Here is a 23187-nt window from a genome sequence, read left to right on the forward strand (position 1 = left end):
CCCCGCCGAGGTCGCGCGGCGGCCGGACGGCGGCTGGGGGTTCCGGGCCCGGCTGCCGCTGGAGGCGCTGCGGTCGGCGGCCGAGGAGGACGGCGCGGCGGGCGGGGCGATGGCCGCGCGGACCACCGGCCGGGTGGACTGGAACCTCAGCCTGGAGACGGCGGGCCGCACCCTGCGCCTCGCGATGCCGCGCACCGCGCCGGAGGGCCGCTACCCGCTGCGCGGCGACCGGGAGTTCGCGCTGACCGGCACCAGGTTCGGGAACCTGCGGGGCGTCGAGCGCCGCCGCCGCCCGGTCGTGGACGGGATCCGCTGGGACGGCGACACGCTGGTGCTGACCGGCGACCACAGCGGCCCCGAGCGCCCGGACCGGATCATGCTGGCCCACCACCGCTGCGGCGACCACCACAACGCCCCGCTGACCTGGGACGGCGCCCGGTTCACCGGCCGGATCGCGCCCGCCGCGATGGAACGCTTCGGCCTGCGCACCCCGCTCACCTCCGGCGACTGGGAGCTGCGCCTGCCCGACCCGGTGACCGGCGCGGCGGGCCCGGTCACCGTCGTCGCCGAACGCCGCCTGCTCGCCGCCCTGCCGGAGGAGCGCGTCGTCGGCGCGCACGAGGTGACCGTCGACGTCCACCAGACCGACGCGCTGCGACTGCGCGTCCGCCTCGCCCTGCCCGCGGAGGACCGGGGCGCGCGCGGCCGCCGCCGCCTGCGGACGGAGCTGTACCCCGCGCTGCTGCACCGGCCGGTCCGCGACCTGGTCGTCTTCGACTGCTACGAGGGACGCCAGTACGCCTGCAACCCCCGCGCGGTCTTCGAGGAGATGCGGCGGCGGGACCTGGGCCTGGAGTACGTGTGGGTGTCGCGGGACGGCGCCTTCCCCACGCCGGACGGCGCGCGGATCGCGCTGGTCGACAGCCGCGAGCACTACGAGGCGCTGGCCCGCGCCCGGTTCGTGGTCGGCAACTTCGGCCAGTTCCCCTGGTACGTCAGGCGGCCGGGGCAGACCTACCTCCAGACCTGGCACGGCACCCCGCTCAAACGGCTGGTGTACGACCTGGCGGACATGCCGTGGGAGCGCACCGAGCGCTTCGACTGGGTGGAGCGCGAGGTGCCGCGCTGGGACGTGCTGCTGTCGCCGAACCCGTTCACGACGCCGATCATGCGGCGGGCGTTCCGGTACGACGGGGAGATCGTGGAGACCGGCTACCCGCGCAACGACGTGCTGCTGGGCCCCGACGCCGGGCGTATCGCCGCCGACACCCGCGCCCGGCTGGGCGTCCCCCCGGGGCGGAAGGTCATCCTGTACGCCCCGACCTGGCGCGACGACCACCACCTGGCGCCGGGGCGGCGGGCGTTCTCCCTGGAGCTGGACATCGAGCGGGCCCGCCGCGCCCTCGGCGACGACCACGTGCTGCTGGTGCGCACCCACTACCTGGTCACCGACCGGAACTGGTCGGCCAACGACGGGTTCGTGATCGACGTGTCGGCCTACCCCGACATCGCCGACCTCTACCTGGCGGCGGACCTGCTGGTCACCGACTACTCGTCGGCGATGTTCGACTTCGCGGTGACCGGCAAGCCGATCTTCTGTTACGCCTACGACCTGGAGCGGTACCGGGACCGGGTGCGCGGCTTCTACTTCGATCTCGAAGCGGAGGCCCCCGGCCCGGTCGTGCGCACCACCGGCGACCTGGTGGAGGCGGTCCGCGAGGACGACGGGACCGCCCACCCGCGCTACGCGGCGTTCCGGGAGAGGTTCTGCCCGTTCGACGACGGGCACGCCGCCGCGAGGGTGGTGGACCGGCTGCTCGGCTAGCGGCAGAGCATGCGTTCGGTGCCGTGCTTGGCGACCAGGCGGAAGCCCGGCAGCGCGCCGCGTTTCGCGATGTTGACCGAGCCCACGGCGCAGCGCGCCCGGTAGCGGTCGGCGATGCGGAGCCGCTCCTGCGGCGGGGTCGAGTCGGCGAAGAACGCCTCCCCGTCGACCTGCCGCTGCCGCCAGTCGGACCCGTACGGGTAGGGCCACGGCGTCGGGACGGTCCGCGTCCCCGCCAGCAGCAGCGCCTTGCGGCCCCAGATCCGGGAGGCGAGCACCGTCTCGCCCGGACGGACGTGCGCCACGGCGAAGTAGCTCTGCATGGGGTAGAGCACCGGCACGTCCCAGGACTCGCGCTGCTCTTCCTGGGACATCACCGCCGGGGGCAGCGCCCGGACGACGCCGCCGCGCACCGAGTACAGGCCGACGCACAGCGCGGCGGCGCTCGCGACCGCCAGCACCACCTGCACGGGCCGCACCCACGCCGCGCGCTCGCCGGGCGGCGGCGGGTCGCCGAGCCGCCGGGCCAGGGCGAACTGCAACGGCAGCACCACCACCGGCATCGCCCGCGCGAACTCGTAGCGTCCGAGCACCACGCCCGCCAGCACGAACAGCGACGCGACCGCCCACAGCGCCAGCAGCTCGGGCCCGCCGCGCCGCCGCCGGTCCAGCCACAGCGCGGGCAGCCCGAGCAGCGCCAGCCCGTACCAGCCGAGCGCGTCGTTCACCAGCCTCTCGTGGATCTGGGAGAACGACTCGGGGTTGCGGAACAGGTCCGCCACGTCGCTGTAGGGCCACACCAGGATGACCGCCACCGCGGCGGCGCCCGCCGCCGCGACCCGCAGCAGCCCGCCGCCGGTCAGCCACCGCCGGAACCCGATCAGCGCGAAGCCGAGCAGCCCCAGCGCCGTGCCGACCGCCGTGAACGGGTGGACCAGCAGGATCAGCCCGAACAGCGCGCCCAGCCCCAGGAACCCCGGCACCCCCAGCGTGTCGCGCCGCTTCAGGAACACCGCCCAGACGAACAGCATCAGCGCGAACGCGAACGTGCTCGGGTACCCCAGGTTGGCCGACAGCGACCGGAACTCCATGAACCCGCTCCACAGCAGGGGGGTGGTCCCCCAGAGCAGGAACACGAACAGCACGCCCAGGAACGCCGTCTGCCAGCGCGTGCTGACCGCCCGCGCGAACGCCCGCACCCCCGCCAGCGTCAGCGCGACGTTGACGACCCCGGCGATCTCCAGCACGCCCGGCGCCGAGAGCCCGGTGAGCCGCGCCAGCACCGCCAGCGCGAACGGGTAGGGCGACAGGTACGGGCTCGGCGCGCGCTCCCCGGTCATCGGGTCGGGCGGGTCGGTGAGGTCGGCCGCGAACGACCGCACGGTCGCCACGTGCAGCGGCCAGTCCCCGCCCCACAGGTGCCGCAGCACCACCGCGACGGCCCAGGCCAGGACGAGCGCGCACAGCAGCCAGTACGGCCAGTCGCGCGCCAGGTCGCCGAACCGGTCCCGCGCGGTGGGCGGGGAGGAGGTCGGCGGGGACGTCTCGGCCGTGCTCTGTCCGGATTCGGTGGCGCTGGTCAACTGCACTCCGAGGGAAGGGCGATACAGGACGGATGTTGCGTGTAGGTCACGAGACTAGCCCCGAGCCGGACCCGATCACACGGAGATCACTTCGGTAGGCGGGCGCGGGCCAGCAGGGTCGTGCCACGCCAGGAGCGCACCGGCAGCAGGTCCTCCAGCGCGAGGACCGCGCCCAGCAGCCGGTCGTGCAGGGGGTGGCGGGGGCGGATCTCCCAGCCGTTCATCCGGTGGCGGTGCCAGCGGGCCAGCGGGCGCAGCAGCACGTTCCAGCTCCACATCCGCTCGACCACCAGGCCCGCCCCGGCCAGCAGGCGGGCCAGGCCCTCGCGGGTGTAGCGGCGCACCCGGCCCAGCGCCAGGTCGCGGGCCGACCACAGCGCCATGTCGCAGGGCACCGCCACCAGGGCCGTGCCGCCGGGCCGCAGCACCCGCGCGATCTCGGCGGCGGCCAGGTCGTCGTCCTCGATGTGGGCGAGCACGTCCCAGGCCAGGGCCAGGTCGACGGACCCGGCCGGCAGCGGCAGCCACCGCGCGTCGGCCTGCCGGCAGTCCACGCCCCGCGCGCACGCCATCTCCACCGCGTCGTAGGAGAGGTCGACCGCGGTGGTGCGCCAGCCGTGCCGGGCGAGCAGCCGCGCGGTGTCGCCGGGGCCCGCGCCGATGTCCACGGCCGTCCCCGGGCCGCGGCCCCAGGTCCGCAGCAGGTTCAGCTCGCGGGTGAGCACGGCGCGGCGCTCGCGGTACCACCAGTTGTCGTCCTGCGCTTCGGCGATGCGCCGCAACTCCAGCGTGTCCACGGTCCAAGACGACGGGATGGCGGGCCGGAGGGCCACCGACGCCACCACGGATGATCGGATCGTGGAACGGTCTTTGCCATCCCGCACGACCAATGCCCCTTTCTGTGACCTCTTGCCACTAGCGGGACAAAAGTGGCTTCCGGTACATACAGGTGACCATCTGTTTCTTCGCAGGGAGCTCCATGTCCCCCCGTTACCCCCTGCTGATCGGCGGAGCGGCGATGACCGCGCTCCTCGGCAGTGCGCTCGCCCCCGCCGCGGCGGCCGCCGACCCGGCACCGGTGATCGAGAAGCGCTCCGGAACCGCGTCCCCCGCCCTGGTCAGCGGCCTGAACGAGCAGGCCGCGAGCGGCGACCCCGTCGCCGCCGCCCGCACCCATCTGGCCGACCCGCGCTACAAGATCAAGAACCCGGGCGCCGAGCTGGCCCCGCTCGGCGTCGTCCGCGACGGCGCCGACGAGACCGTCCGCCTCCAGCAGCGCCACCACGGCGTCCCCGTCCTCGGCGGCCACTACCTGGTCCGGTTCCGCACCGAGCGCGGCGCCCGCAGGGTCGTCGGCGCGGGCGGCCGGTTCCAGACCGCGCTGACCGTCCCGACCACCCCGGCCGTCCCCGAACGCATCGCCCGCGGCGTCGCCCTCGGCCAGACCGGCGACCTGGCCACGCGGCTCGGCGGGCGGGCCGCGACCGCCGAGCCCCGCGGCCTGGTCGTGCTGCCGCGCGGCGGCGGCCAGCTCGCCTGGCACTTCGTCGTGCGCGGCGAGGAGCACGGCGCCCCCACCCTCCGCGAGGTCTACGTCGACGCCCGCACCGGCGCGCTCGCCCTGGCCTACGACCGGCTGCGCCACGCCGCCGAGGGCCCCGTCGCCGCCACCGGAAAGCTCGCCAAGAGCGGACGGCAGGTCACCGTCAACGCGTTCCGGCGCGCCGACGGCAAGATCGAGCTGCGCGACCGCGGACGCGGCGCGGAGATCGTCACCTTCGACGCGCGGAAGCGCGACGTCGCCCGCTACGAGGGCGGCCCGGTCCCCGCCGACACCCCGGTCGTGGCGTCCGGCTCCACCGTGTTCGGCCCCGAGGCCACCGAGACCGGCGCGGTCGACGCGCACTGGGCCGCCGGGCAGGTCTACGACTTCTACAAGGCCCTCGGCCGCAACGGCCTGGACGACCGCAACGGCCCCATCCACTCCGTCGTCAACGTCACCAGCGGCGGGCGGATGTACTTCAACGCCTTCTGGGACGGCACCAAGATGGTGTACGGCGGGGGAGGCCCCGACCACCACTCGCTGGCCGCCGCGCTGGACGTGGACGGCCACGAGATGACCCACGGCGTCATCGAGCACTCCGCCGACCTGGTCTACTTCGGCCAGGCGGGCGCGATCAACGAGGGCCTGGCCGACTACTTCGGCAACGCCATCGAGACCAAGGTGCACGGCAGGCCGATGACGGCCTCCGGGGCGGGGCTCATCGGCGAGGACATGTGCAAGACCGCCGAGGCGGCCAAGTGCGCCATCCGCGACCTCAACGACGGCCGCCGCGCCGACCGCGACTACATCGGCGTCACCGGCCAGCTCGACAACGCCGGCGTCCACCTGAACTCCACGATCTTCTCCGGCGCGCTGTGGGACGTCCGCGAGGGGATCGGCGGCGCGAAGGCCGACAAGCTGGTCTACAAGGCGCTCACCGAGTACATGACCCCGCTGGACGACTTCACCGACGCCCGCCGGGCCGTCGAGGCCGCCGCCAAGGCCATGAAGCTGACCAGGGGCGAGCGCCGCGCCGTCCGGGCCGCGTTCGACGCCCACGGCGTCACGCCCGGCTGGGAGAAGAGGATCGGCGTCGACAGCAGGCTGCTGCTGCCGAACGTGACCGCCCCCAACGCCAGGCCCGCCGCCGCGGGCGACCGCTACGCCATCGCCCAGTCCGACGCCACCCGGACCGAGCCGCCGGCGGTCCACACTGGCACCGCCCGGGGCAGGCGCCCCACCCGGTTCAGCCCGAAGACCGGCGGGATCGTCCAGGGCCTCGACACCGACGGCCGGACCGTCGCCTGGGGCGAGCTGAACGCCACCACCGGCGTGTCCAGGGTGCTCGTGCGGCCGTTCGACCGGAGCGCGCCGCCCAAGGAGGTCTTCTCCGGCGAGGGCTGGGTCAACGACGTGGCGGTCGACGGCCGCAACGTCGCGTTCACGTTCGTGAACCACGCCGCCACCGACGCCAACGTCTGGCTGAGCCGGAACGGCGGCCGGGCCGCCGAGCTCACCCCCGGACCCGAGATGTCCCTCCAGACCTCGGCCAGGGGCGGCCGGATCGCCTACCAGAAGCCGACCTCCGGCGGGGTCGCCGTCCACGACACCGCCACCGGGAAGGAGACCGTCGTCCGCGTCCAGGGCACCGTCCAGTGGCCCACCCTGACCCGGACCTCGCTGCTGTTCGCCCTCAACACCGACGCCGACCGCCGCTCGGCGATCAAGAAGGTGAACCTCGACGGCACCGGCCTGACCGACCTGCGCCCCGAGGGGGACCGGCTGTCGTGGCTCAGCGGCCTCGACGTCGACGCCGCCGACCGGTGGGTGACCATCGGGGCGTACCCGGCGGCCGCCACCTACGCCAACGAGAACCTGCCCAAGCTGTTCCAGTTCCCGCTGGCCGGCGGCGAGCCGCGGCGCTACTCGTGCAACCGCGGCCAGCAGGGCGCCTTCGCCGCGACCGCCGGACGCGGCGCGGTGTGGATCGACGGCACCCGCGCCCGGCCGGACCTGGTCACCCGCACCGGCCCGACCCGCGCCCTCTGCCGGTGACGGCCGTGACGTCCCGTTAGGAGGATCCAGGGGAGCGGGGCCCGTCCGTTTCCGGACGGGCCCTGCTTCTTTGTGCCCCGTTGACCGGATGGCCACGGGGGCGCGGGTACCTCAACCCGTATGGCGTCCCCTGTCAGGCCCGCCCGCCGGGCGGCCCGGGAGCACTGGCCCGCGCTGGCGGCGTTCGCGGTCGCGGCGGCGGTCCGCGCGGTCGCGGTGCTGGGCTACCCGACGATCCTGTGGTTCGGCGACACCGTCGGCTACCTGCGCACCGCCACCACCCTGTTCCCGTCGGGCACCCGGCCGAGCGGCTACTCGCTGCTGCTGCTCGCGCTGCGCCCGCTGCACAGCTTCGTCGCGGTCGTCACCGTCCAGCACGTGATCGGCCTGCTCACGGCCGCGCTGCTGTACGCCGTCGTGTGGCGGCACGCCCGCCGCGCCCGGCCCGCCCGCCGCCTGCCGCCCAGCGCGCTGGGCACGCTGGTGGCCGCCCCGGTGCTGTTCGACGGCTACCAGATCGAGCTGGAGCACCTCGGCCTGTCCGACAGCCTGTTCACGTTCCTGGTGGTCGCGGCGGCCGCGATCCTGCTGTGGAACCCGGACGTCACCTGGCGCACGGCGGCGGCGGCCGGGCTGCTGCTGGGCGGGGCGGCGGTGACGCGCGCGGTGGGGCTGCCGCTGCTGCTGATCGTGCTGGCGTGGCTGCTGCTGCGCCGGCGCGGGCGCCGCGCGGCGATGCCGCCCGCCGCCGCGCTGACGGCCGCGTTCCTGGTGCCGGTGCTGCTCTACATGAGCTGGTTCGCCGTGGCGCACGAACGGTTCGCGCTCACCACCACCGACCGGGTGTTCCTGTACGGCCGCACGACGGACTTCGCCGACTGCTCGATCATCAGACCGCGTCCCGAACTGGCCCGCCTCTGCCCGAAACCGCCGCCGAAGGACGTCTCCCCGGCGTACGCGGCGCTGTGGACCGAGCAGTCGCCGTTCCTGGACATCCCCGGCGGCAAGGGCGGCGGGAACGACCTGGCGGGCGAGTTCGCCATGGCCGCGATCCGCGCGCAGCCCGGGGACTACGCGCGGGTGGTGGCGCGCGACACGTTCCGGGCGTTCGAGTGGGAACGCAGGGTGTACCCGTCGCCGTGGACGTTCCGGAAGTACGAGTTCCCGGCCAGGTCCGAGAAGCTGACCGCGCGCCAGGCCAAGGTGGCCCGCGCCTACGCGCGCGCGGCGGGACCCCGCCCGGTGAACGAGCCCTACGCGGGATGGATGCGCGCCTACCAGGACCACGTCCACCTGCCGGGGACGGTCCTCGGCGTCCTGCTGCTCGCGGCGGCGGCCGGGATGGTGGCGCGCCGCAGGCCGGAGAGGGCGGCGCTGCCGTGGCTGCTGTCGCTGGGCCTGCTGGTCGTGCCCGCCGCGACCGCCGACTTCGACTACCGGTACGTGCTGCCCGCCGTTCCGCTGGGGGCGCTGGCCGCCGCGCTGGCGTTCGTCCCGGGACGCCGCGACGCCGCGACCGCCCCGCGCGACGAGGGCCGGGACCGCGCGGCCGGGGAGTCCCGGGCCGCGCCGGTCCCGGCCTCCACGATGGTCAGCGACGGCGCCGCCGTACCAGGAACCGGATCGCCAGCAGAAGCGCCACCAGCGCGCCCGCGGCGGGGACGGCCCTCCTGGCGAGCGAGGGCCCGGCGAACTCCAGCAGATCGATCGCGTCGTCCTGCCGCCGGACCGGGGTGACCGGCCGCACCGGCTCCTGAACGGCCTCGGCGGGCTCAGCGGCCGTCACCGGCTCCACGGGCTCGGCGGACTCCGCGGTCTCGACGGGTGCCTGCGGAACGGTCGCCACCGGCACCTCGGCCGGGATCTCCGGGGCCTCGTCCGGCTCCAGCGCGGGTTCGGCGGGCTTGGCGGCCCACTCCACCACGCTGTCGGCGGCCTTCTCGCCCTCGGCCCTGTCGACGGCCGCCTCCTGCGCGACCTGGGCGGCGCCCTGCTGGTCCACGACCTCGGCCTCCTCCCGGACGGTCGGGTTCTCCAGCTCGGCGGCGAGGTTCTTGGCGAACCGCGCGATGAGCTTGGCCCCGACCTCCGCGAGGATGTTGCGGCCGAACTGCGCCGGACGGCCCGTGACGTTCAGCTTGGTGTGGACGGTGACCCGGGTGTGGTCGCCCTCGTCGTGCAGGCGGGCCTGGACGGTCGCGGCGGCGGTGCCCGGACCGCGCGCCTCCTTGGCGGCGGCCTCGATGGTGACGGTGCGGGCGTCCCGGTCGGCCACGGCGATCCGCGCGGTGCCCCGGTAGGTGACGGTCATCGCGCCGACCTTCACCTTCAGCCGCCCCGCGTACTCCTCGCCATCGGCCGAGTCGAGCGTCGCGCCCGGCACGCACAGGGCCACCCGCTCCACGTCCAGCAGCACCGACCAGGCCTGATCCACCGGTACGGGAACGGTGAATTCGTGGTCGAGCTCCATGTTTGAGGTCCTTTTCTGATCCGGGGACTTGCACTGGACCCTATGACCGTCTCCCCGCCCTTTGCCATACGCCCCGGCGGTGGGCGCGCGCCGGCCGTCGGATGACCGTGCGGCCGGGTCCGGGGCGAAGGGCCCGGCCGCACGGTCACGCCCCGGTCAGGTCGCGGCGGCGGCGCGCAGCGCGCGGGCCGTCAGGACCTTCGCCAGGTGCTCGCGGTACTCGCCGGAGCCGTGCAGGTCGGTGGGGGCGCCGGTGCCCTCGGCGGCGCGTTCGGACGCCGCCCGGAACATGTCGTCCGACACCGAGCGGCCGCCCGCGAACCGCTCGACCGCCGTCGCCCGGACCGGCGTCGGCCCCATGTTGGTGAGCGCCACCCGCACGTCCTCGATCGCGCCGCGTTCCCGGCGGACCGCGCACGCCACCCCGACGATCGCCCACGCCTGCGCGGTGCGGTGGAACTTCTCGTAGTGGAAGCCCCAGCCCTCGCCGAGCCTGGGCACGCGCACACCGGTCATGATCTCGTCGGGCTCCATCGCCGTGGTCATCCAGTCCACGAAGAAGTCGGCGGCGGGGATCTCCCGTTCGCCGCGCCGCGAGCGGACCAGGAACACCGCGTCCAGCGCGAGCGCCACGGCGGGCAGGTCCCCGGCCGGGTCGGCGTGCGCCAGGGAGCCGCCGAACGTCCCCCGGTGCCGCACCGCCGGGTCCGCGACCGTCGCCGTCGCCTGGGCGATCAGCGGGGCGTGCCGCCGGACCAGCGGGTCGCGCATCACCTGATGGTGGGTGGCCATGGAGCCGATCACCAGGTGGTCGCCGTCCTCGCGGATCTCGCGCAGCTCGGCGACGCGGTCCAGGTCGACCAGTGCGTCGGGGTAGGCCAGCCGCAGCCGCAGCAGCGGCATGAGGCTCTGCCCCCCGGCCAGCACCTTGGCGTCCTCGCCGGCCGAGGCCAGCGCCCGGACGGCCTCCTCGACCGAGGCCGCGCGCACGTACTCGAACGTCGCCGGGATCACCGCGCACCTCCCGCGGAGCCGAGACCGCCGCCCGCGCCGGGCGCGGCGGAGGGGTTGGGGTCGGGATCCTCCCGGAACGCCTCGCGCAGCGCCCGCCAGACCCGTTCGGGCGTGCACGGCATCGGCACGTCCGTCACGCCGTGGTGGCGCAGCGCGTCGACGATCGCGTTCACCACCGCCGGGGTCGAGGCGATCGTCCCGGCCTCCCCGACGCCCTTCACCCCGAGCGGGTTGGAGGTCGCGGGGGTCTCGGTCCGGTCGGTGACGAACTCGGGCAGGTCGGCGGCCGACGGGACGAGGTAGTCCGCCATCGTGGTGGTGGTGAGGTTGCCGTCGGCGTCGTAGACGGCCTCCTCGTACAGGGCCTGCGCGATGCCCTGGGCGAGCCCGCCGTGCACCTGCCCCTCCACGATCAGCGGGTTGACGACGTGGCCGACGTCGTCGACCGCCACGTACGACCGGATGCGCGTCCTCCCGGTCTCGGTGTCCACCTCGACCGCGCACAGGTGCGTGCCGTGCGGGAACGAGAAGTTGCCGGGGTCGAACGTGGCGTCGGCGTCCAGCGACGGCTCCACCCCGTCGGGCAGGTCGTGCGCCGCGAACGCCGCGAGGGCGACCTCCTGGATCGACGGGCCCTCGGCCGCCGCGCCGCGCACCGCGAACCGGCCGCCGCTGAACTCCAGGTCCTGCTCGGACGCCTCCATCAGGTGCGCCGCGACCCGCCTGGCCTTGTCCACCACCCGGTCGCACGCCTGGTAGAGCGCGATGCCGCCGACCGCCAGCGACCGCGACCCGTAGGTGTCCATGCCCTTGGGGGCCACGGCGGTGTCGCCGTGCAGGACCTTGACGTCCTCGAACGGCACCCCGAGCCGGTCGGCGGCGATCTGCGCCCACGCCGTCTCGTGGCCCTGGCCGTGCGCCGACGACCCGGTGACGACCTCGATCTTCCCCGACGGCAGGATCCGCACCGAGGCGTGCTCCCAGCCGCCCGCGCCGTACGCCAGCGACCCCAGCACCCGCGACGGGGCCAACCCGCACATCTCGGTGTAGGTGGACACGCCGATGCCGAGCTGCACCACGTCGCGGCGCTCCCGCCGGTCGGCCTGCTCGGCGCGCAGCTTGTCGTACTCGAACAGCGCCAGCGCCCGATCGGTGGCGGCCTCGTAGTTGCCCGAGTCGTAGGTGAGGCCCGCGACGGTCTCGTACGGGAACTCCCCGTGGCCGATCCAGTTGCGCCGCCGCACCTCGATCGGGTCGAGGCCCAGCTCGGCGGCCAGCTCGTCCATCAGCCGCTCGATCGCGAACGTCGCCTCCGGCCGTCCCGCGCCCCGGTAGGCGTCGGTCGGGGTCTTCGTCGTGAACACGCCCGTGCAGGTGAACGAGTAGGCGTCCATCTTGTAGATGCCGTTGAACATGAACGCGCCCAGCAGCGGGATGCCCGGCGTCACCAGCATCAGGTACGCGCCCATGTCGGCGAGCAGGTCCACCTTCACGCCCCGGACGCGCCCGTCGCGTTCGGCGGCCAGCGTCAGCCGCTGGATCTGGTCCCGGCCGTGGTGGGTGGCCATGTTGCCCTCGCTGCGCGACTCGGTCCACTTCACGGGACGGCCGAGCCGCCGCGCCAGCAGCAGGCACAGCACCTCCTCGCCGTACACCTGGAGCTTGGAGCCGAAACCGCCGCCCACGTCGGGCGCGACGACCCGGATGCGGTGCTCGGGGATCTGCGTGACGGTCGCCAGCATCAGCCGCAGGATGTGCGGGATCTGCGTGGCCGAGTACAGGGTGAAGTCGTCGCCGTCGGGCTCGCACAGCACCGCGCGCGGCTCCATCGCCGTGGGGATCAGCCGCTGCTGGACGTAGCGGCGTTCGAGGAGGACCGGGGCGTCGCGGAAGGCCGCGTCCAGGTCGCCGTTCTCGAACACCCACCGGTACGCCTGGTTGGTCTCCAGCTCCTGGTGGACCAGCGGGCCGCCCTCCCGCAGCGCCTCCTCCATGTGCACCACGGCGGGCAGCGGCTCGTAGTCCACGTCGATCTCTTCGAGGGCGTCGACCGCCGCGTACCGGTGGCGTGCGACCACGCACGCCACCGGCTCGCCGACGTACCGCGCCTCGGTCACCGCCAGCGGCGGGTGCGCGGGCACCTTCATGTCCTCGGTGACGGTCCACGCGCACGGCAGGCTGCCCTGCTCCTCGGCCAGGTCAGCGCCGCCGAACGCCGCGACGACGCCCGGCACCCGCCGGGCGGCCTCCACGTCCACCCGCGTGATCCTCGCGTGGGCGTGCGGGCTGCGCAGGAACGCCACGTGCAGGGTTCCCGCCGGGTTCAGGTTGTCGGTCCAGCGGGTCCGCCCGGACACCAGCCGGGCGTCCTCGGACCGGCGGCGCGGCTGGCCGACCTCGCGGCCGGGGTCGGGTTCGCTGCGCGGCGCCCGTTCGGCCTGCTCGGCCAGGCCCTCGGGGGAGATCTCGCTCACGGGGTCACCTCCCGCTCGGGCTGCCGGCGCATCTCGTCGGCGGCGGCGCGCACGGCCCGGACGATGTTCTGGTAGCCGGTGCACCGGCACAGGTTGCCCTCCAGACCCTCCCGGATCTCCTCGTCCGACGGGTCGGGGTTCTCCCGCAGCAGGTCGATCGCCGCCATGATCATGCCCGGGGTGCAGTAGCCGCACTGCAGGGCGTGCGCCTCGTGGAACGCCCGCTGCATCGGGTGCGGCGTCCCGTTCATCCCGAGGCCCTCGACGGTGGTGACCTGCCGTTCGTCGGCCTGCACGGCCGGGACCGAGCAGCTCTTGACGCTGAGGCCCTCCATCAGCACGGTGCAGGCGCCGCAGTTGGTGGTGTCGCATCCGACCGGGGTGCCGACCTTCCCCAGCCGGTCACGCAGGTAGTGCACGAGCAGCAGTCGCGGTTCGACGTCGTCGTCGTACGGCACGCCGTCGACCTCGACACGGATCCGTGGCATTCGTTCTCCCAGGGGCGTCGTCGGGGGTGGGCAGGGAGGACCGACGCCCGGCGGGGCGCGTGGGGCAGACCACGGCATCGGGGCCACCTTCGGCTGCTGGGGGGGCGCCGCCGAGTGTGACGGCGGACACACTCCATGAACGTATGCCGAGGTGGGGACGCCCGCCAGACCCTTCCGCCGATTCGCCCGCGCGCGCCGTATTCGGCCCGACCTATTCGGCGGCGGGGCCGGGCCGTTCGAAGTCGACGTCCACGCGTTCGAAGCCCTTGTGGCGTTCGGTCCGCGCGTACGAGCGGTAGGCGCGCCGGTCGCCCTTCGTCAGCTCGACGGAGTCGGTGAACGGCGTCATCAGGCTCCGCGGCCACAGCCCGCGGTCCCTGACCACGTTGACCTCGGCGCACATCACGAACGTCAGCGCCCCCAGGTAGATCCAGGCGAGCAGCCCCAGGACCATCCCGAACAGCCCGTAGGTGGCGGTGGCGTTGCGCGTCATCAGCCCGAGGAAGAAGCTCCCGCCCCACTGCACGCCCTGCCAGACGACGGCCGCCGCGATCGCCCCGGCCCGGACCTGCGCCACCGACAGAGGCCGCGCGGTCAGCACCCGGAACGCCACCACGAACAGGGCGGCGTTGACCGCCATGACGCCGAGCTGGGTGATCCACCCCCAGCCGCCGAACAGCCGTGACCCGACCGCCGACACCACCGCCAGCGCGATCACCGCGCCGCCCCCGGCCACCAGCAGCACCAGGCTCCGCAGCCGCGACAGCACGGGGTTGGGCCGGTCGTTGCGCGGCACGCCCCACAGCTTGTTGAGGGCGTTCTGGGTGGCCTGGATGACGCCGAGCCCGCCGTACAGGCTCCCGAGGATGCCCGTCACCAGCGCGAAGGTGTTGCCCTTGAACGAGCGGACGTTGTTCTGCAACTGGTCCCCGACGATCGGGAACTGCACCAGCGCCGACTCCACCACCCGCCGCTGAAGCTCGGGATTCCCCTCCAGCGCGAACCCCAGCACCGTGACCAGCAACAGCAGCATCGGGAACAGCGACACGAACGCGTAGTAGGTGATCAGCGCGGTCAGGTACCCGCCCTGGTCATCGAAGAACTTGTAGACGACGGCCAACGGGAACCCGACCCAGGGCCGCCGACGCTGGTACCCGTCGACGCGCTCGACCAACCCCATGGCCGCACTGTGCCCACGGAGCCGCGCCTTACCCCAGGAAAGTCAACTGGTCGAAACGGTAGTTGAGAACATCCCGGATGCCGTATGAAGAAGGGACATGAGGGGGAACCGGGTGGTGCTGACACAGACCCCGGACGACATCTACGTCTGCCGGGGCGAGAGCGGGCGCGTCCTGGCCTCGTTCTACGCCGAGAACGACGGCTGGTGGACGGTCTTCCTCCCCAACGGCACGACCCGCCGCCTGTACGAACCGTCCGGAAACGAACAAGAGGTGGCCCGCCGCCTCCTGGAGCCGTGAAACAGGCGCCGAAAAGAACACGGCCCGCCCTCCTCCCGGAGGACGGACCGTCACCATCGGGACCGCCCGCTTCTAAAGCAGGTCGATGCCGCCGACGTCGATGAAGTCGTCGTCGGAGTAGTGGTTGTGGTGGTGGCAGTGGTGGTGCCAGGGGTTCTTGTGGCAGGGAGCCGCCGCCACCCCTTCCGACACCTGCGCCGAGGCCACGCTCGCCAGCGGGACGACACTCACGGTGGCCAGGACCGCGACGGCCGCGGCACGCCCGAGGTTCTTGATCATGATTCCTCCTTCGTTGTCCGGTAGGACCACCTCGGCCATCCCCGTGAGTGATCAATCGGTATCTGTCCGTAGTCGCATGTTTGCGTAGATCATCTACGGGGTCATCGAACGCGACCTCTCCAGAATCGGAACGCCTGACAGCGTGCACCGGCGCCGCTGGCGGCATTGATCGGCGAGCGCCCAGCCGGGTCAGTGGTGGGTGGGGTGGATGTCGTAGGGCCGGTCGTCGCGAACGAAGTAGACGCAGTCGGCGCCCTTGGCGCAGCTGCCCCAGTGGACGGCCTTGGAGGGGTAGTAGAGGAAATCGCCGCGGCCGACCTTGTAGGTCCGGTGGCCCTCGACGTGCCACAGCATCGTCCCGGACACGCCGACGACGTGCTCGGGGCTGGTGTGCCAGTGCGGGGCGAACGGCGTACCGGCCTTGAGCGTGAACATCGCCTCGGACGGCCCGGTCTTCGGATCACCCCACAGCAGCACGTAGGTGCAGCCGGGCAGCCCCTCGCAGGGATCGCCGACACCAGGCCGCGTGTGGTGATAGACAACCCGGTCCTCGGGCCCGGGCCGAGAGGCGGCAGCAGCAGGCCCGGCAAGCGAGGCAACGGCGACCGCCGCACCAGCAATGGCAAAGACGCGCTTCACAAAGACTCCTGTGCTCAACGGAAAGCGGACTGTGGTCCACTTTAGTGGACCATAGTCCGCTTCGCTAGAGCCACAAGCACCGGCGGACCGCTGAGCCGAGTTCGTAGCCTGAACGCGTGATCAGGTCTGTGGTGTTCGACGTGGGTGAGACCCTGCTCGACGACACCCGCGAGTGGAAGGCATGGGCCGACTGGCCCGGTGTTCCTCCGCACACCATGTCCGCGCTCGCGGGCGCGGTCATCGCCCAGGGCCGCGACAACGCCGACGCCCTGCGCCTCATCCGGCCGGGCCTGGACGCCGCCGCCGAACGGCGGGCGCGCGAAGCGGCCGAGCCGCGGCAGCGTGGCTTGTGGGTCGGGGCCACCGGAAACCAGACCGCCCACGCGGCCGAACTGCTGCGTGCCCTGGCCCTGCTGGTGAACGCGGTGGCGACCTCGGGGAGTGGGGCGTGACCAAGCCCGCGCCGGAGTTCTTCGCGCGCTCGGTCGGATGGGCGCCCGGAGGGCCGGAAGAGATCGTGTACGTCGGCGACCACCTGGCCAACGAACATCCACCCCGCCCGCGCGGCCGGGCGCCGCACGGTGCTGCTCCGGCGTGGCCCTCCCGGGCACCTGGCGGCAGAAGACCCGACGGCCACCGCCGCCGACCGGCAGGCGGACCCCCTGACCGATCTCCCGGACGTGCCGGCTCCCTGGTCGCCCTGTCGCGTGGTGTGGTGGCCCGTGTACCGTGCCGACAAGATGGACTGGGGCACGGTGGCGGCGGATGGGCCATCTGGTGAACCACCCGAAGGCAAGCCTTTCTCGTCCGGCCGACGATGTGTCGGTCCGGGGCGTGCTGGACGTGGCGGATCCCGGTGATCTTTGGCGGTTCCGGCGCATCGTTGACCCCGGATGCTCGATGGTCTTCCGGTGGCCGGCGAGGTTCGGGCGTTCGACGAACGGACCCGGCGGGTCGAGCGTCGGGACCGGGCGGTGCTGGAGGTCCTGGGCAGGGTGCCGGTCGCTCAGGGGGCCCGGCGGCACGGGGTGTCGCGGCAGGCGGCGCATGACCGGCCCGTAGTGCCGTGCTCCTGTGCGAGGGCGGGCATCCGGACCGCGAATTGGACCCCTAGGATCATTCGCCCGGCAACGGTCACATGTGATCATGAGTCGCTCATGCGTCGGAACGGCACCCCTAGGACATGGAGAGGACTCCGCATCGTGACTGTGCGCAGAAGGTCGGCCCTGGTCTGTTCAACCCTCATCGCTTCGGCGGTCAGCGTCGCCATCGTGCCCCTCGGCTCCTCAACGGCGCACGCCGAGGCGGTGGCGGCCGAGCCGTCATCGGTGGCCGCCGCCTACACCAAGCCGAACTGCAAGCGGAAGCCCGCCGCTGAACCGATCACCGACTACTGGCGGTTCGTCCGCAAGGGCTCCCCGCCCAAGGGGGCCGTGCTGCGGTGCGGGACCACGAAGTGGGGTTACCGGCACTTCAGCAAGCGCTGGAGCAAGAGCTTCGAGGCCAAGATCTCCAAGACGCTGGCGGCGCCGACGAAGCCCATCATCAAGAACGGCAACACGCTGATCTACTGCCGCAAGTACAAGATCAGCAACGCCAAGTACTACTTCAAGGTCGTCTACTCGGTCAAGGACGTCCCCGGCTCGATCACCGGCAACACGGGCATCATCACCTCCACCTGGGACAAGAAGAGCGGCACCTGCGACAAGGCCGCCTGACCCTCACCGTCCGTGGCCGACCACTTCGGCCATGAGAACGAAATCGGCGTGCGGCGGGCAGTCGTCCGCCCCGCTGATTTCGGTCGGCCGTTCGTGTCCCGTGACCTCGATCGTGTGCGGATCCGTCCGCCGGAGGATCTGCCGGGCACAGCACAGCCTGCGTACGACGACCCGGTACGGCTCACCGATTCCGAAGTCCTCGTGCGCACGGTGCCACAGGAGACCGGTCCCCTGGAAACGCCCGGTCTGAACCGGGCCGTCGACCGCCGACGAGATACCTCCGAAGTCGGCTCGCGGATACGGTTCGCGTCGGCCGAGGTCGGCGACGAACTCGACCGCCCCCGATGCGGTCGCCCGCCAGCCGAGCGGCTGCCCACGATCGGCCGGTTCCGCGGTGAAACCCTCCAGCACCAGGTTGACGCTCAGCTCGGCCCCGGGTTCGAGGGAGGGGCCGCAGCATTCGTACTCCCAGGCGGCGTACCAGATCGGCAGGTGCATCCCCGCCAACCTACCGTTCCGCGTGACGCCCAGGCTGATCGCCTTGCCCTCCACGGTGCGGGCCTGCACCATCCTCGAACCGCCGCCACAACCGTCTCGCGAACGACCTCGCACGTCTTCGATCACGCATCTCGGCGATCAGTGTCGCGCTTCCAGGGAATCCCCGCACGCGGGCCCTGGAAGCGCGGTGTGCATCGCTTACCGGGCCGGGGTGAGGGACTTCGTGTAGAGGACCTTGCCGTCGATGTCGCGGAGGCGGACGGTGAGTTCCTGGCTGGAGCCCTCGATCGCCGCCTCGCCGAAGAACTGGTAGCCCTCGGCGGGCGACGTGTTGGCGCGCGGGGGAGCCTGCTGGAAACGCAGTTGCGGGCCGAAAGTCCCCTCCAGCTTGTTGGGGCCGAAGGCGCCCGCGTTCAACGGGCCCGCCACGAATTCCCAGAACGGGTCGAAGTCCTTGAACGCCGCCTTCTCCGGGTCGTAGTAGTGCGCCGCCGTGTAGTGCACGTCCGCCGTGAACCACACCATGTTCCGCACGCGGTTCCGCTTCGCGAAGGAGAGCAGGTCCGCGATTTCGCGTTCGCGGCCCAGCGGCGCCCCGCCGTCGCCCTGGGCGATTCCCTCCTGGGCCGTGCCGTCGGGGACGATCAGGCCCAGCGGGAGGTCGGCGGCGATCACCTTCCAGGTCGCCCGGGAACGCCGCAGTTCGCGCTTCAGCCAGGCGAGCTGCTCGGTGCCGAGGACGCCCTCGCGCTGCGTGGGGCTGTTGTTGGCGCCGTTCGGGTCCTTGTGGGTGCGCATGTCCAGGACGAAGACGTCCATCGACGCGCCGTAGGACAGCTTCCGGTAGACGCGGCCCCGGTGCGGGTCGCGGACGGCGATCGGGGTGTACTCGAACATCGCCCGGCGGGCGCGGGCCGCCAGGACGTCCACGCGCTTCTCGCCGTACTGCGGCAGGTCCAGGATCTCGCCGGGGTACCAGTTGTTCACGACCTCGTGGTCGTCCCACTGGTAGATCATCGGGACGCGCGCGTTGAACGCCCGCAGGTTCTCGTCCAGCAGGTTGTACCGGAACTGCCCCCGGTACTCCGCCAGGGTCTCGGCGACCTTCGTCTTCTCCGGGGTGACCACGTTCCGCCACGTCCGGCCGTCCGGCAGCGCCACCCGCTCCTGCATCGGCTTGTCGGCGTACACCAGGTCGCCGCTGCACAGGAAGAAGTCCGGGTCCACCGCCGCCATCGCGCGGAAGATCCGGTAGCCGCCCAGGTCCGGGTTGATGCCCCAGCCCTGCCCGGCCAGGTCGCCCGACCACACGAACGACACGTCCCGCCGTCCGCGCGGCGCGGTCCGCAGCCGTCCCGCGGTCGGGGCCGAGACCAGCCCGTGGCGGTCCGGGTCGGCCAGGCGCACCCGGTAGTGGATCTCCTCGCCGGCGGGCAGGCCGCGCAGGAACGTCTTCCCCGTCAGGTCCGTCCCCGGCGTCAGCACGGGGCCCGGCACGGTGCGGGCGTGCCGGAAGTCGGGGCGCCGGCTGATCTCGACCAGCATCCGCGCGGGCCGGTCCGAACGCGCCCAGACGACCGCCTCGTGCGCGGTGACGTCGCCGCTCTGCACGCCGTGCGTGAGCGAGGGGCGGGTCCGCAGAAGCGCCGCCGCCGGGGAGCCGTTCAGCAGCCCGAACGCCGCCCCGCCGCCCGCCACGAGTCCGCCGCGCAGAAGAGTCCGCCTGTCCAGCACCATCGATGATCTCCGTTCCCGGGAAAGCTCGTGCGCATCGTCTCCGCTGCCGGCCACGGGGACCAGACCCGGATCTGGCCGCGACGTGAACGCCCGTCGACCGATGATCGCCAGGTGTCCGACTTGACAGCGCAGGGTGACGGCGTGTCTCCTAGAACGCATGCCAGCGCGTCTGTCGTTCTGCCGCCCCGTGGCCCTGCGCCGCGTGGCCAGCGCGCTGTGTTCTTCGTGTTGTTGTCGCTGATCCGCGACGCCCTTCCCGGGTGACGTCTCCCCGGACGCTTTTCTGATCTTGTTTCTTTCTCTCCGTCCCGGCCGTCCGGCCGTACACGAAGGACCTTCTCTGTGGACCTGGATCTGGTTCCCGACATCACGATGCGTGGCCAGGCCGACCCGCACGGCCGTGACGCCGTCAAGCGTCCGCCGACGGTCGGCCAGCTCGCCGCCCGCATCCACGGCCTGGCCGCCCGCCCCGCCGACTGGTGGCACCGCGTGCGCTTCGACGCGGCGGGCCCGGTCCGCGTCGTCCTCGACGAGGTCGAGGGCGTCCGGCTGTGGCTGACGACCTGGCCGCCCGGCCACCGCACCGGCGTGCACGACCACGCCGGAACGGAGGTCAGCGCGGTCATCGCGGGCGAGCTCGCCGAAGTCAAGATCACCGACGACGGGGTCACCGAACGCCCCCTGCGCGCCAACCGCGTCCGCGTCCACGGCGGCGACCACACCCACGAGCTCACCAACCCCGGCCCCGCCTACGCCATCACCCTGCACGCGCAGCTGGCCTGATCCGCCCGGTACGCGAAGGGCCGCCCCTCCCGGACGGGAGGGGCGGCCCTTGGCGTGTGGCGCGGGGTCAGGCGGACGTGCCCGCCAGCTCCTTCTTCTCGGCCGGGGTCTCCTTGGCGGCCTCGTCGGCCTCGGGGGAGGTCAGCTCGACCGGCCTGGCGTTGAAGGTCTTCTCGTCCAGCAGCCCCTCGGACTTGGCGACCAGCACCGGGACGGTGAGCTGGCCGGCCACGTTCAGGGTGGTGCGGGCCATGTCGATGACCTTGTCGATGGCGATCAGGTAGCCGACCGCCTGGAGCGGCAGCCCGACCGTGGTGAGGGTCAGGGTCAGCGCGACCAGCGCCGGGCCGGGGGTGCCGCCGGTGCCGAGCTGGCCGATGATCGCGGCCAGGGCGATCAGCGCGTACTGGCCGAGGCCCAGCTCCACGCCGGTGTACTGGGCGACGAACACCGCCGCGACCGCCGGGTAGATCGCGCCGCAGCCGTCGAACTTGATGGTCGCGCCCAGCGGCTGGGCGAACGAGGCGTACTCGCGCTGCACGCCGTTCCGCTCGATCTGCACCTTCTGCGCGATCGGCAGGGTCGCCAGCGACGAGGAGGACACGAACGCGAACTGCAGCGCGGGCCAGGTGTTGCGGTAGAACTTCAGCGGCGAGACGCGGCCGACCGCGGCCAGCAGCGCCGGGTAGCCGACCACCAGCATGATCGCGACGGCGAGGTAGATCGCGCCGGTGAACTTGGCCAGCGGGGCCAGGGTGGAGGGGCCGTAGGTGGCGACGACCGAGCCGATCAGGAAGAACGAGCCGATCGGGGTGAGGCGCACCACCCACCACACGACCTTCTGCATCACCAGGTAGACGTCGTCGATGATCTCGGTGAGGCGCTGCCCGCGCTCGCCGAGGGCCACCAGCGCCGCGCCGAACAGCACCGCGAAGGTGACGACGCCGAGGACGTTGCCCTCCGCCATCGCGTTGACGATGTTGGACGGGAACAGGTTCTTGAGGATCTGCGTCCAGGTGACCGGCTCGGTCTCGACGCTCTCGCTGGCGAGCTTGCCGAGCCCCTGACCGGGGTTGGTCAGCAGCGCGACGGCCAGGCCGATCGCGGTGGCGATCACCGAGGTGGCCACGAACCAGCCGAGGGTCTTGCCGGTCAGCCGGGCCACGCTGGACACGCCGCGCAGCCGCCCGATGCTGACCACGATCGCGGCGAACACCAGCGGAACGACGACGACCTTCAGCAGGCTCGTGTAGACGCCGCCGAACGGGTCCAGCCAGTCCTCAGCGATCTTGGCGCCGTCGCCGAGGTTGTTCAGCAGCGCGCCGACGGCGACGCCGAGCACCAGCGACAGCACGATCTGCTGCCAGAACTGCCATTTCCAGACACGCAAAGACACGGAGAGTTCTCCAGGGGGTACGGCACGCGTCCCGGACCCCGGACATGGCGGCGCGGACGGATCAGGGCGCGGACATGCCGGTACGCGGGCGTGCGGAAGTCGGAAGGAAGGGGAGGCGAGGAAGGAACGCGGGGGGCTTCAGATCAGCCGCGACACAGCACGCTGGCGAGGCGGCACAGGTCGACGTGCAGCCGGGCCACGAGCAGAACGCTCTTCTTGGAGAACCTCACGAGGCTAGTTAACCGTAATGTCCGGTTTCCTTGTTCCCGGGCGATCACGTGATCCGGATCACTTCCGCCGGAGCGGGGGTCAGCGGTGCCGCCGGGACCGCGTCACCACCCGCACGACCATCACCGCGGCCATCCCCAGCAGCACCGCCGGGACCAGCACCTCCGGCCCTGCGACGAGCCGCCCGGCCAGCCCGCTGACCAGGAACGCCGCCGCCACCGCCAGGAAGAACAGGCCCGTCACGACCGAGCCGGGGTCGAAGCGCCGCCGGGTCCGGGTCCCGGGACCGGCGTGCTCCACCGCGTCCCGCTGGCGGGACTCCATGGACTCAGCCACGGCGCACCTCCACATCACCGATCTTGCCGCGGATGCGCAGCGCGATCACCGGCGGGTTCGCGACGTCGCCCTCGGGTTCCAGCACGCGCGTGTCGCGGGCGTTCGGGCCGCCCAGCACCCGCCCGACCACCGTCAGGTCGCCGAACCGGACCTTCGCGTCCAGCTCCACCCGCGCCGCGCGCGGCACGGTCACCACGAGCGCGCCCGCCAGCAGTTCGGCGTTGACCTGCGCGCGCTGGCCCGGACGGACCGGCAGCGCGGTCAGGTCCAGCCTGCCGGACCCGACCCCCAGCCGGTAGTCCTGCCGCGCCGGTGAGGTCTCCATCGGCCGCCACTCCACATCACCGTGTCGGGAACCGCTCGGCATCTCGGCCACCGCCGTGTAGGCGAGCAGCGTGAACGTCAGGATCACGCCGATCCCCGCCAGCCCGCGCACCCGGAACCAGCCGCCCAGCAGCATCCCGCCGCCGATGACGGCCAGCGCCGTTCCGAGGACGACCATCGACGAGTAGGGGAACGGGTGGGCCGCCGCCGGAACGGTCGCCGCCGCCCCCGCGCCCAGGGCCGCCAGCACCGTGATCGGCGTCAGCGGCGAACGCCCCGGCCGCCGCGCCACGGCGGGCGCGTGCGGTGCGGCGGGCGG

Annotated in this window: 20 protein-coding genes and 1 pseudogene; 6 read left to right on the forward strand and 15 right to left on the reverse strand. The window is 72.8% G+C overall.

What is annotated here, in order from left to right; genetic code table 11:
* Window positions 1–1825, forward strand: a 1825-nt coding sequence (locus tag AKI01S_RS40590; protein ID WP_169814099.1) for a CDP-glycerol glycerophosphotransferase family protein, incomplete at its 5' end; no start/stop codon positions are given.
* Here the strand turns inward: AKI01S_RS40590 and AKI01S_RS40595 are convergent.
* Both AKI01S_RS40595 and AKI01S_RS40600 read right to left on the reverse strand, forming a co-directional pair.
* Window positions 1822–3408, reverse strand: coding sequence for a glycosyltransferase family protein (locus tag AKI01S_RS40595; protein WP_067830878.1), 1587 nt, complete (start codon window positions 3406–3408; stop codon window positions 1822–1824). The two genes, AKI01S_RS40590 and AKI01S_RS40595, sit on opposite strands and share 4 nt — an antisense overlap.
* Window positions 3409–3494: 86 nt before the next feature.
* Window positions 3495–4205 (reverse strand): class I SAM-dependent methyltransferase, encoded by a 711-nt coding sequence (locus AKI01S_RS40600; RefSeq protein ID WP_067830920.1) that lies wholly within the window; start codon window positions 4203–4205, stop codon window positions 3495–3497.
* A gap of 182 nt (window positions 4206–4387) precedes the next feature.
* On the opposite strand from AKI01S_RS40600, the gene AKI01S_RS40605 reads away from it, so the two are divergent.
* Window positions 4388–7006 carry a M4 family metallopeptidase gene (locus AKI01S_RS40605; protein WP_067830883.1) on the forward strand — a complete coding sequence of 873 codons (2619 nt, stop codon included), beginning with the start codon at window positions 4388–4390 and terminating at the stop codon, window positions 7004–7006.
* A gap of 1591 nt (window positions 7007–8597) precedes the next feature.
* Here AKI01S_RS40605 and AKI01S_RS53965 read toward each other — a convergent pair.
* From AKI01S_RS53965 to AKI01S_RS40630, 5 genes are all read right to left on the reverse strand, one after another.
* Complete coding sequence (locus AKI01S_RS53965; protein ID WP_067830884.1) at window positions 8598–9476, reverse strand: SRPBCC family protein; 879 nt, start codon at window positions 9474–9476, stop codon at window positions 8598–8600.
* Between the two features lie 156 nt (window positions 9477–9632).
* The gene (locus AKI01S_RS40615) at window positions 9633–10490 is read right to left on the reverse strand and encodes an FAD binding domain-containing protein (RefSeq protein WP_067830885.1); all 858 of its coding nucleotides are present in this window, start codon (window positions 10488–10490) and stop codon (window positions 9633–9635) included.
* A complete protein-coding gene (locus tag AKI01S_RS40620) occupies window positions 10487–12847 on the reverse strand; it encodes a xanthine dehydrogenase family protein molybdopterin-binding subunit (protein WP_245681989.1) in 2361 nt (786 codons plus the stop codon). The genes AKI01S_RS40615 and AKI01S_RS40620 overlap by 4 nt, the downstream gene beginning before the upstream one ends.
* Before the next feature lie 113 nt (window positions 12848–12960).
* Window positions 12961–13452, reverse strand: coding sequence for a (2Fe-2S)-binding protein (locus AKI01S_RS40625; RefSeq protein WP_067830886.1), 492 nt, complete (start codon window positions 13450–13452; stop codon window positions 12961–12963).
* Window positions 13453–13663: 211 nt separating this feature from the next.
* On the reverse strand, window positions 13664–14632 hold the full coding sequence (locus AKI01S_RS40630; RefSeq protein WP_218010013.1) for a YihY/virulence factor BrkB family protein: 969 nt from the start codon (window positions 14630–14632) through the stop codon (window positions 13664–13666).
* A 115-nt stretch (window positions 14633–14747) separates the two neighbouring features.
* Between AKI01S_RS40630 and AKI01S_RS40635 the strand changes: the two genes are divergently transcribed.
* A complete protein-coding gene (locus AKI01S_RS40635) occupies window positions 14748–14930 on the forward strand; it encodes a hypothetical protein (RefSeq protein ID WP_157420513.1) in 183 nt (60 codons plus the stop codon).
* A 72-nt stretch (window positions 14931–15002) separates the two neighbouring features.
* On the opposite strand, the gene AKI01S_RS40640 is transcribed toward AKI01S_RS40635, so the two are convergent.
* Window positions 15003–15209 carry a hypothetical protein gene (locus tag AKI01S_RS40640; protein ID WP_067830893.1) on the reverse strand — a complete coding sequence of 69 codons (207 nt, stop codon included), beginning with the start codon at window positions 15207–15209 and terminating at the stop codon, window positions 15003–15005.
* Window positions 15210–15398: 189 nt separating this feature from the next.
* A complete protein-coding gene (locus tag AKI01S_RS54875; protein ID WP_439951707.1) occupies window positions 15399–15848 on the reverse strand; it encodes a cupin domain-containing protein in 450 nt (149 codons plus the stop codon).
* A 116-nt stretch (window positions 15849–15964) separates the two neighbouring features.
* On the opposite strand from AKI01S_RS54875, the gene AKI01S_RS54760 reads away from it, so the two are divergent.
* Window positions 15965–16300, forward strand: coding sequence for a hypothetical protein (locus tag AKI01S_RS54760; RefSeq protein ID WP_218010014.1), 336 nt, complete (start codon window positions 15965–15967; stop codon window positions 16298–16300).
* A 750-nt stretch (window positions 16301–17050) separates the two neighbouring features.
* On the forward strand, window positions 17051–17566 hold the full coding sequence (locus AKI01S_RS40655; RefSeq protein ID WP_157420514.1) for a hypothetical protein: 516 nt from the start codon (window positions 17051–17053) through the stop codon (window positions 17564–17566).
* A gap of 3 nt (window positions 17567–17569) precedes the next feature.
* On the opposite strand, the gene AKI01S_RS40660 is transcribed toward AKI01S_RS40655, so the two are convergent.
* Window positions 17570–18136 (reverse strand): hypothetical protein, encoded by a 567-nt coding sequence (locus tag AKI01S_RS40660; RefSeq protein WP_157420515.1) that lies wholly within the window; start codon window positions 18134–18136, stop codon window positions 17570–17572.
* Window positions 18137–18262: 126 nt separating this feature from the next.
* Window positions 18263–19801 carry an alkaline phosphatase D family protein gene (locus AKI01S_RS40665; protein WP_067830909.1) on the reverse strand — a complete coding sequence of 513 codons (1539 nt, stop codon included), beginning with the start codon at window positions 19799–19801 and terminating at the stop codon, window positions 18263–18265.
* Between the two features lie 342 nt (window positions 19802–20143).
* On the opposite strand from AKI01S_RS40665, the gene AKI01S_RS40670 reads away from it, so the two are divergent.
* Window positions 20144–20584 (forward strand): cupin domain-containing protein, encoded by a 441-nt coding sequence (locus tag AKI01S_RS40670; RefSeq protein WP_084000742.1) that lies wholly within the window; start codon window positions 20144–20146, stop codon window positions 20582–20584.
* A 67-nt stretch (window positions 20585–20651) separates the two neighbouring features.
* On the opposite strand, the gene AKI01S_RS40675 is transcribed toward AKI01S_RS40670, so the two are convergent.
* The 4 genes and pseudogenes from AKI01S_RS40675 to AKI01S_RS52125 form a co-directional block, all read right to left on the reverse strand.
* The gene (locus AKI01S_RS40675) at window positions 20652–21980 is read right to left on the reverse strand and encodes a dicarboxylate/amino acid:cation symporter (protein ID WP_218010015.1); all 1329 of its coding nucleotides are present in this window, start codon (window positions 21978–21980) and stop codon (window positions 20652–20654) included.
* A gap of 143 nt (window positions 21981–22123) precedes the next feature.
* Window positions 22124–22258, reverse strand: coding sequence for a putative leader peptide (locus AKI01S_RS54765; protein ID WP_369688771.1), 135 nt, complete (start codon window positions 22256–22258; stop codon window positions 22124–22126).
* A gap of 31 nt (window positions 22259–22289) precedes the next feature.
* Complete coding sequence (locus tag AKI01S_RS40680; protein WP_157420516.1) at window positions 22290–22544, reverse strand: hypothetical protein; 255 nt, start codon at window positions 22542–22544, stop codon at window positions 22290–22292.
* A pseudogene (locus AKI01S_RS52125) lies at window positions 22537–23187 on the reverse strand (hypothetical protein); the annotation flags it as partial. The gene AKI01S_RS40680 and the pseudogene AKI01S_RS52125, both read right to left, overlap by 8 nt.

The sequence above is a fragment of the Actinomadura kijaniata NBRC 14229 genome, assembly GCF_001552175.1.
Taxonomy (GTDB): domain Bacteria; phylum Actinomycetota; class Actinomycetes; order Streptosporangiales; family Streptosporangiaceae; genus Spirillospora; species Spirillospora kijaniata.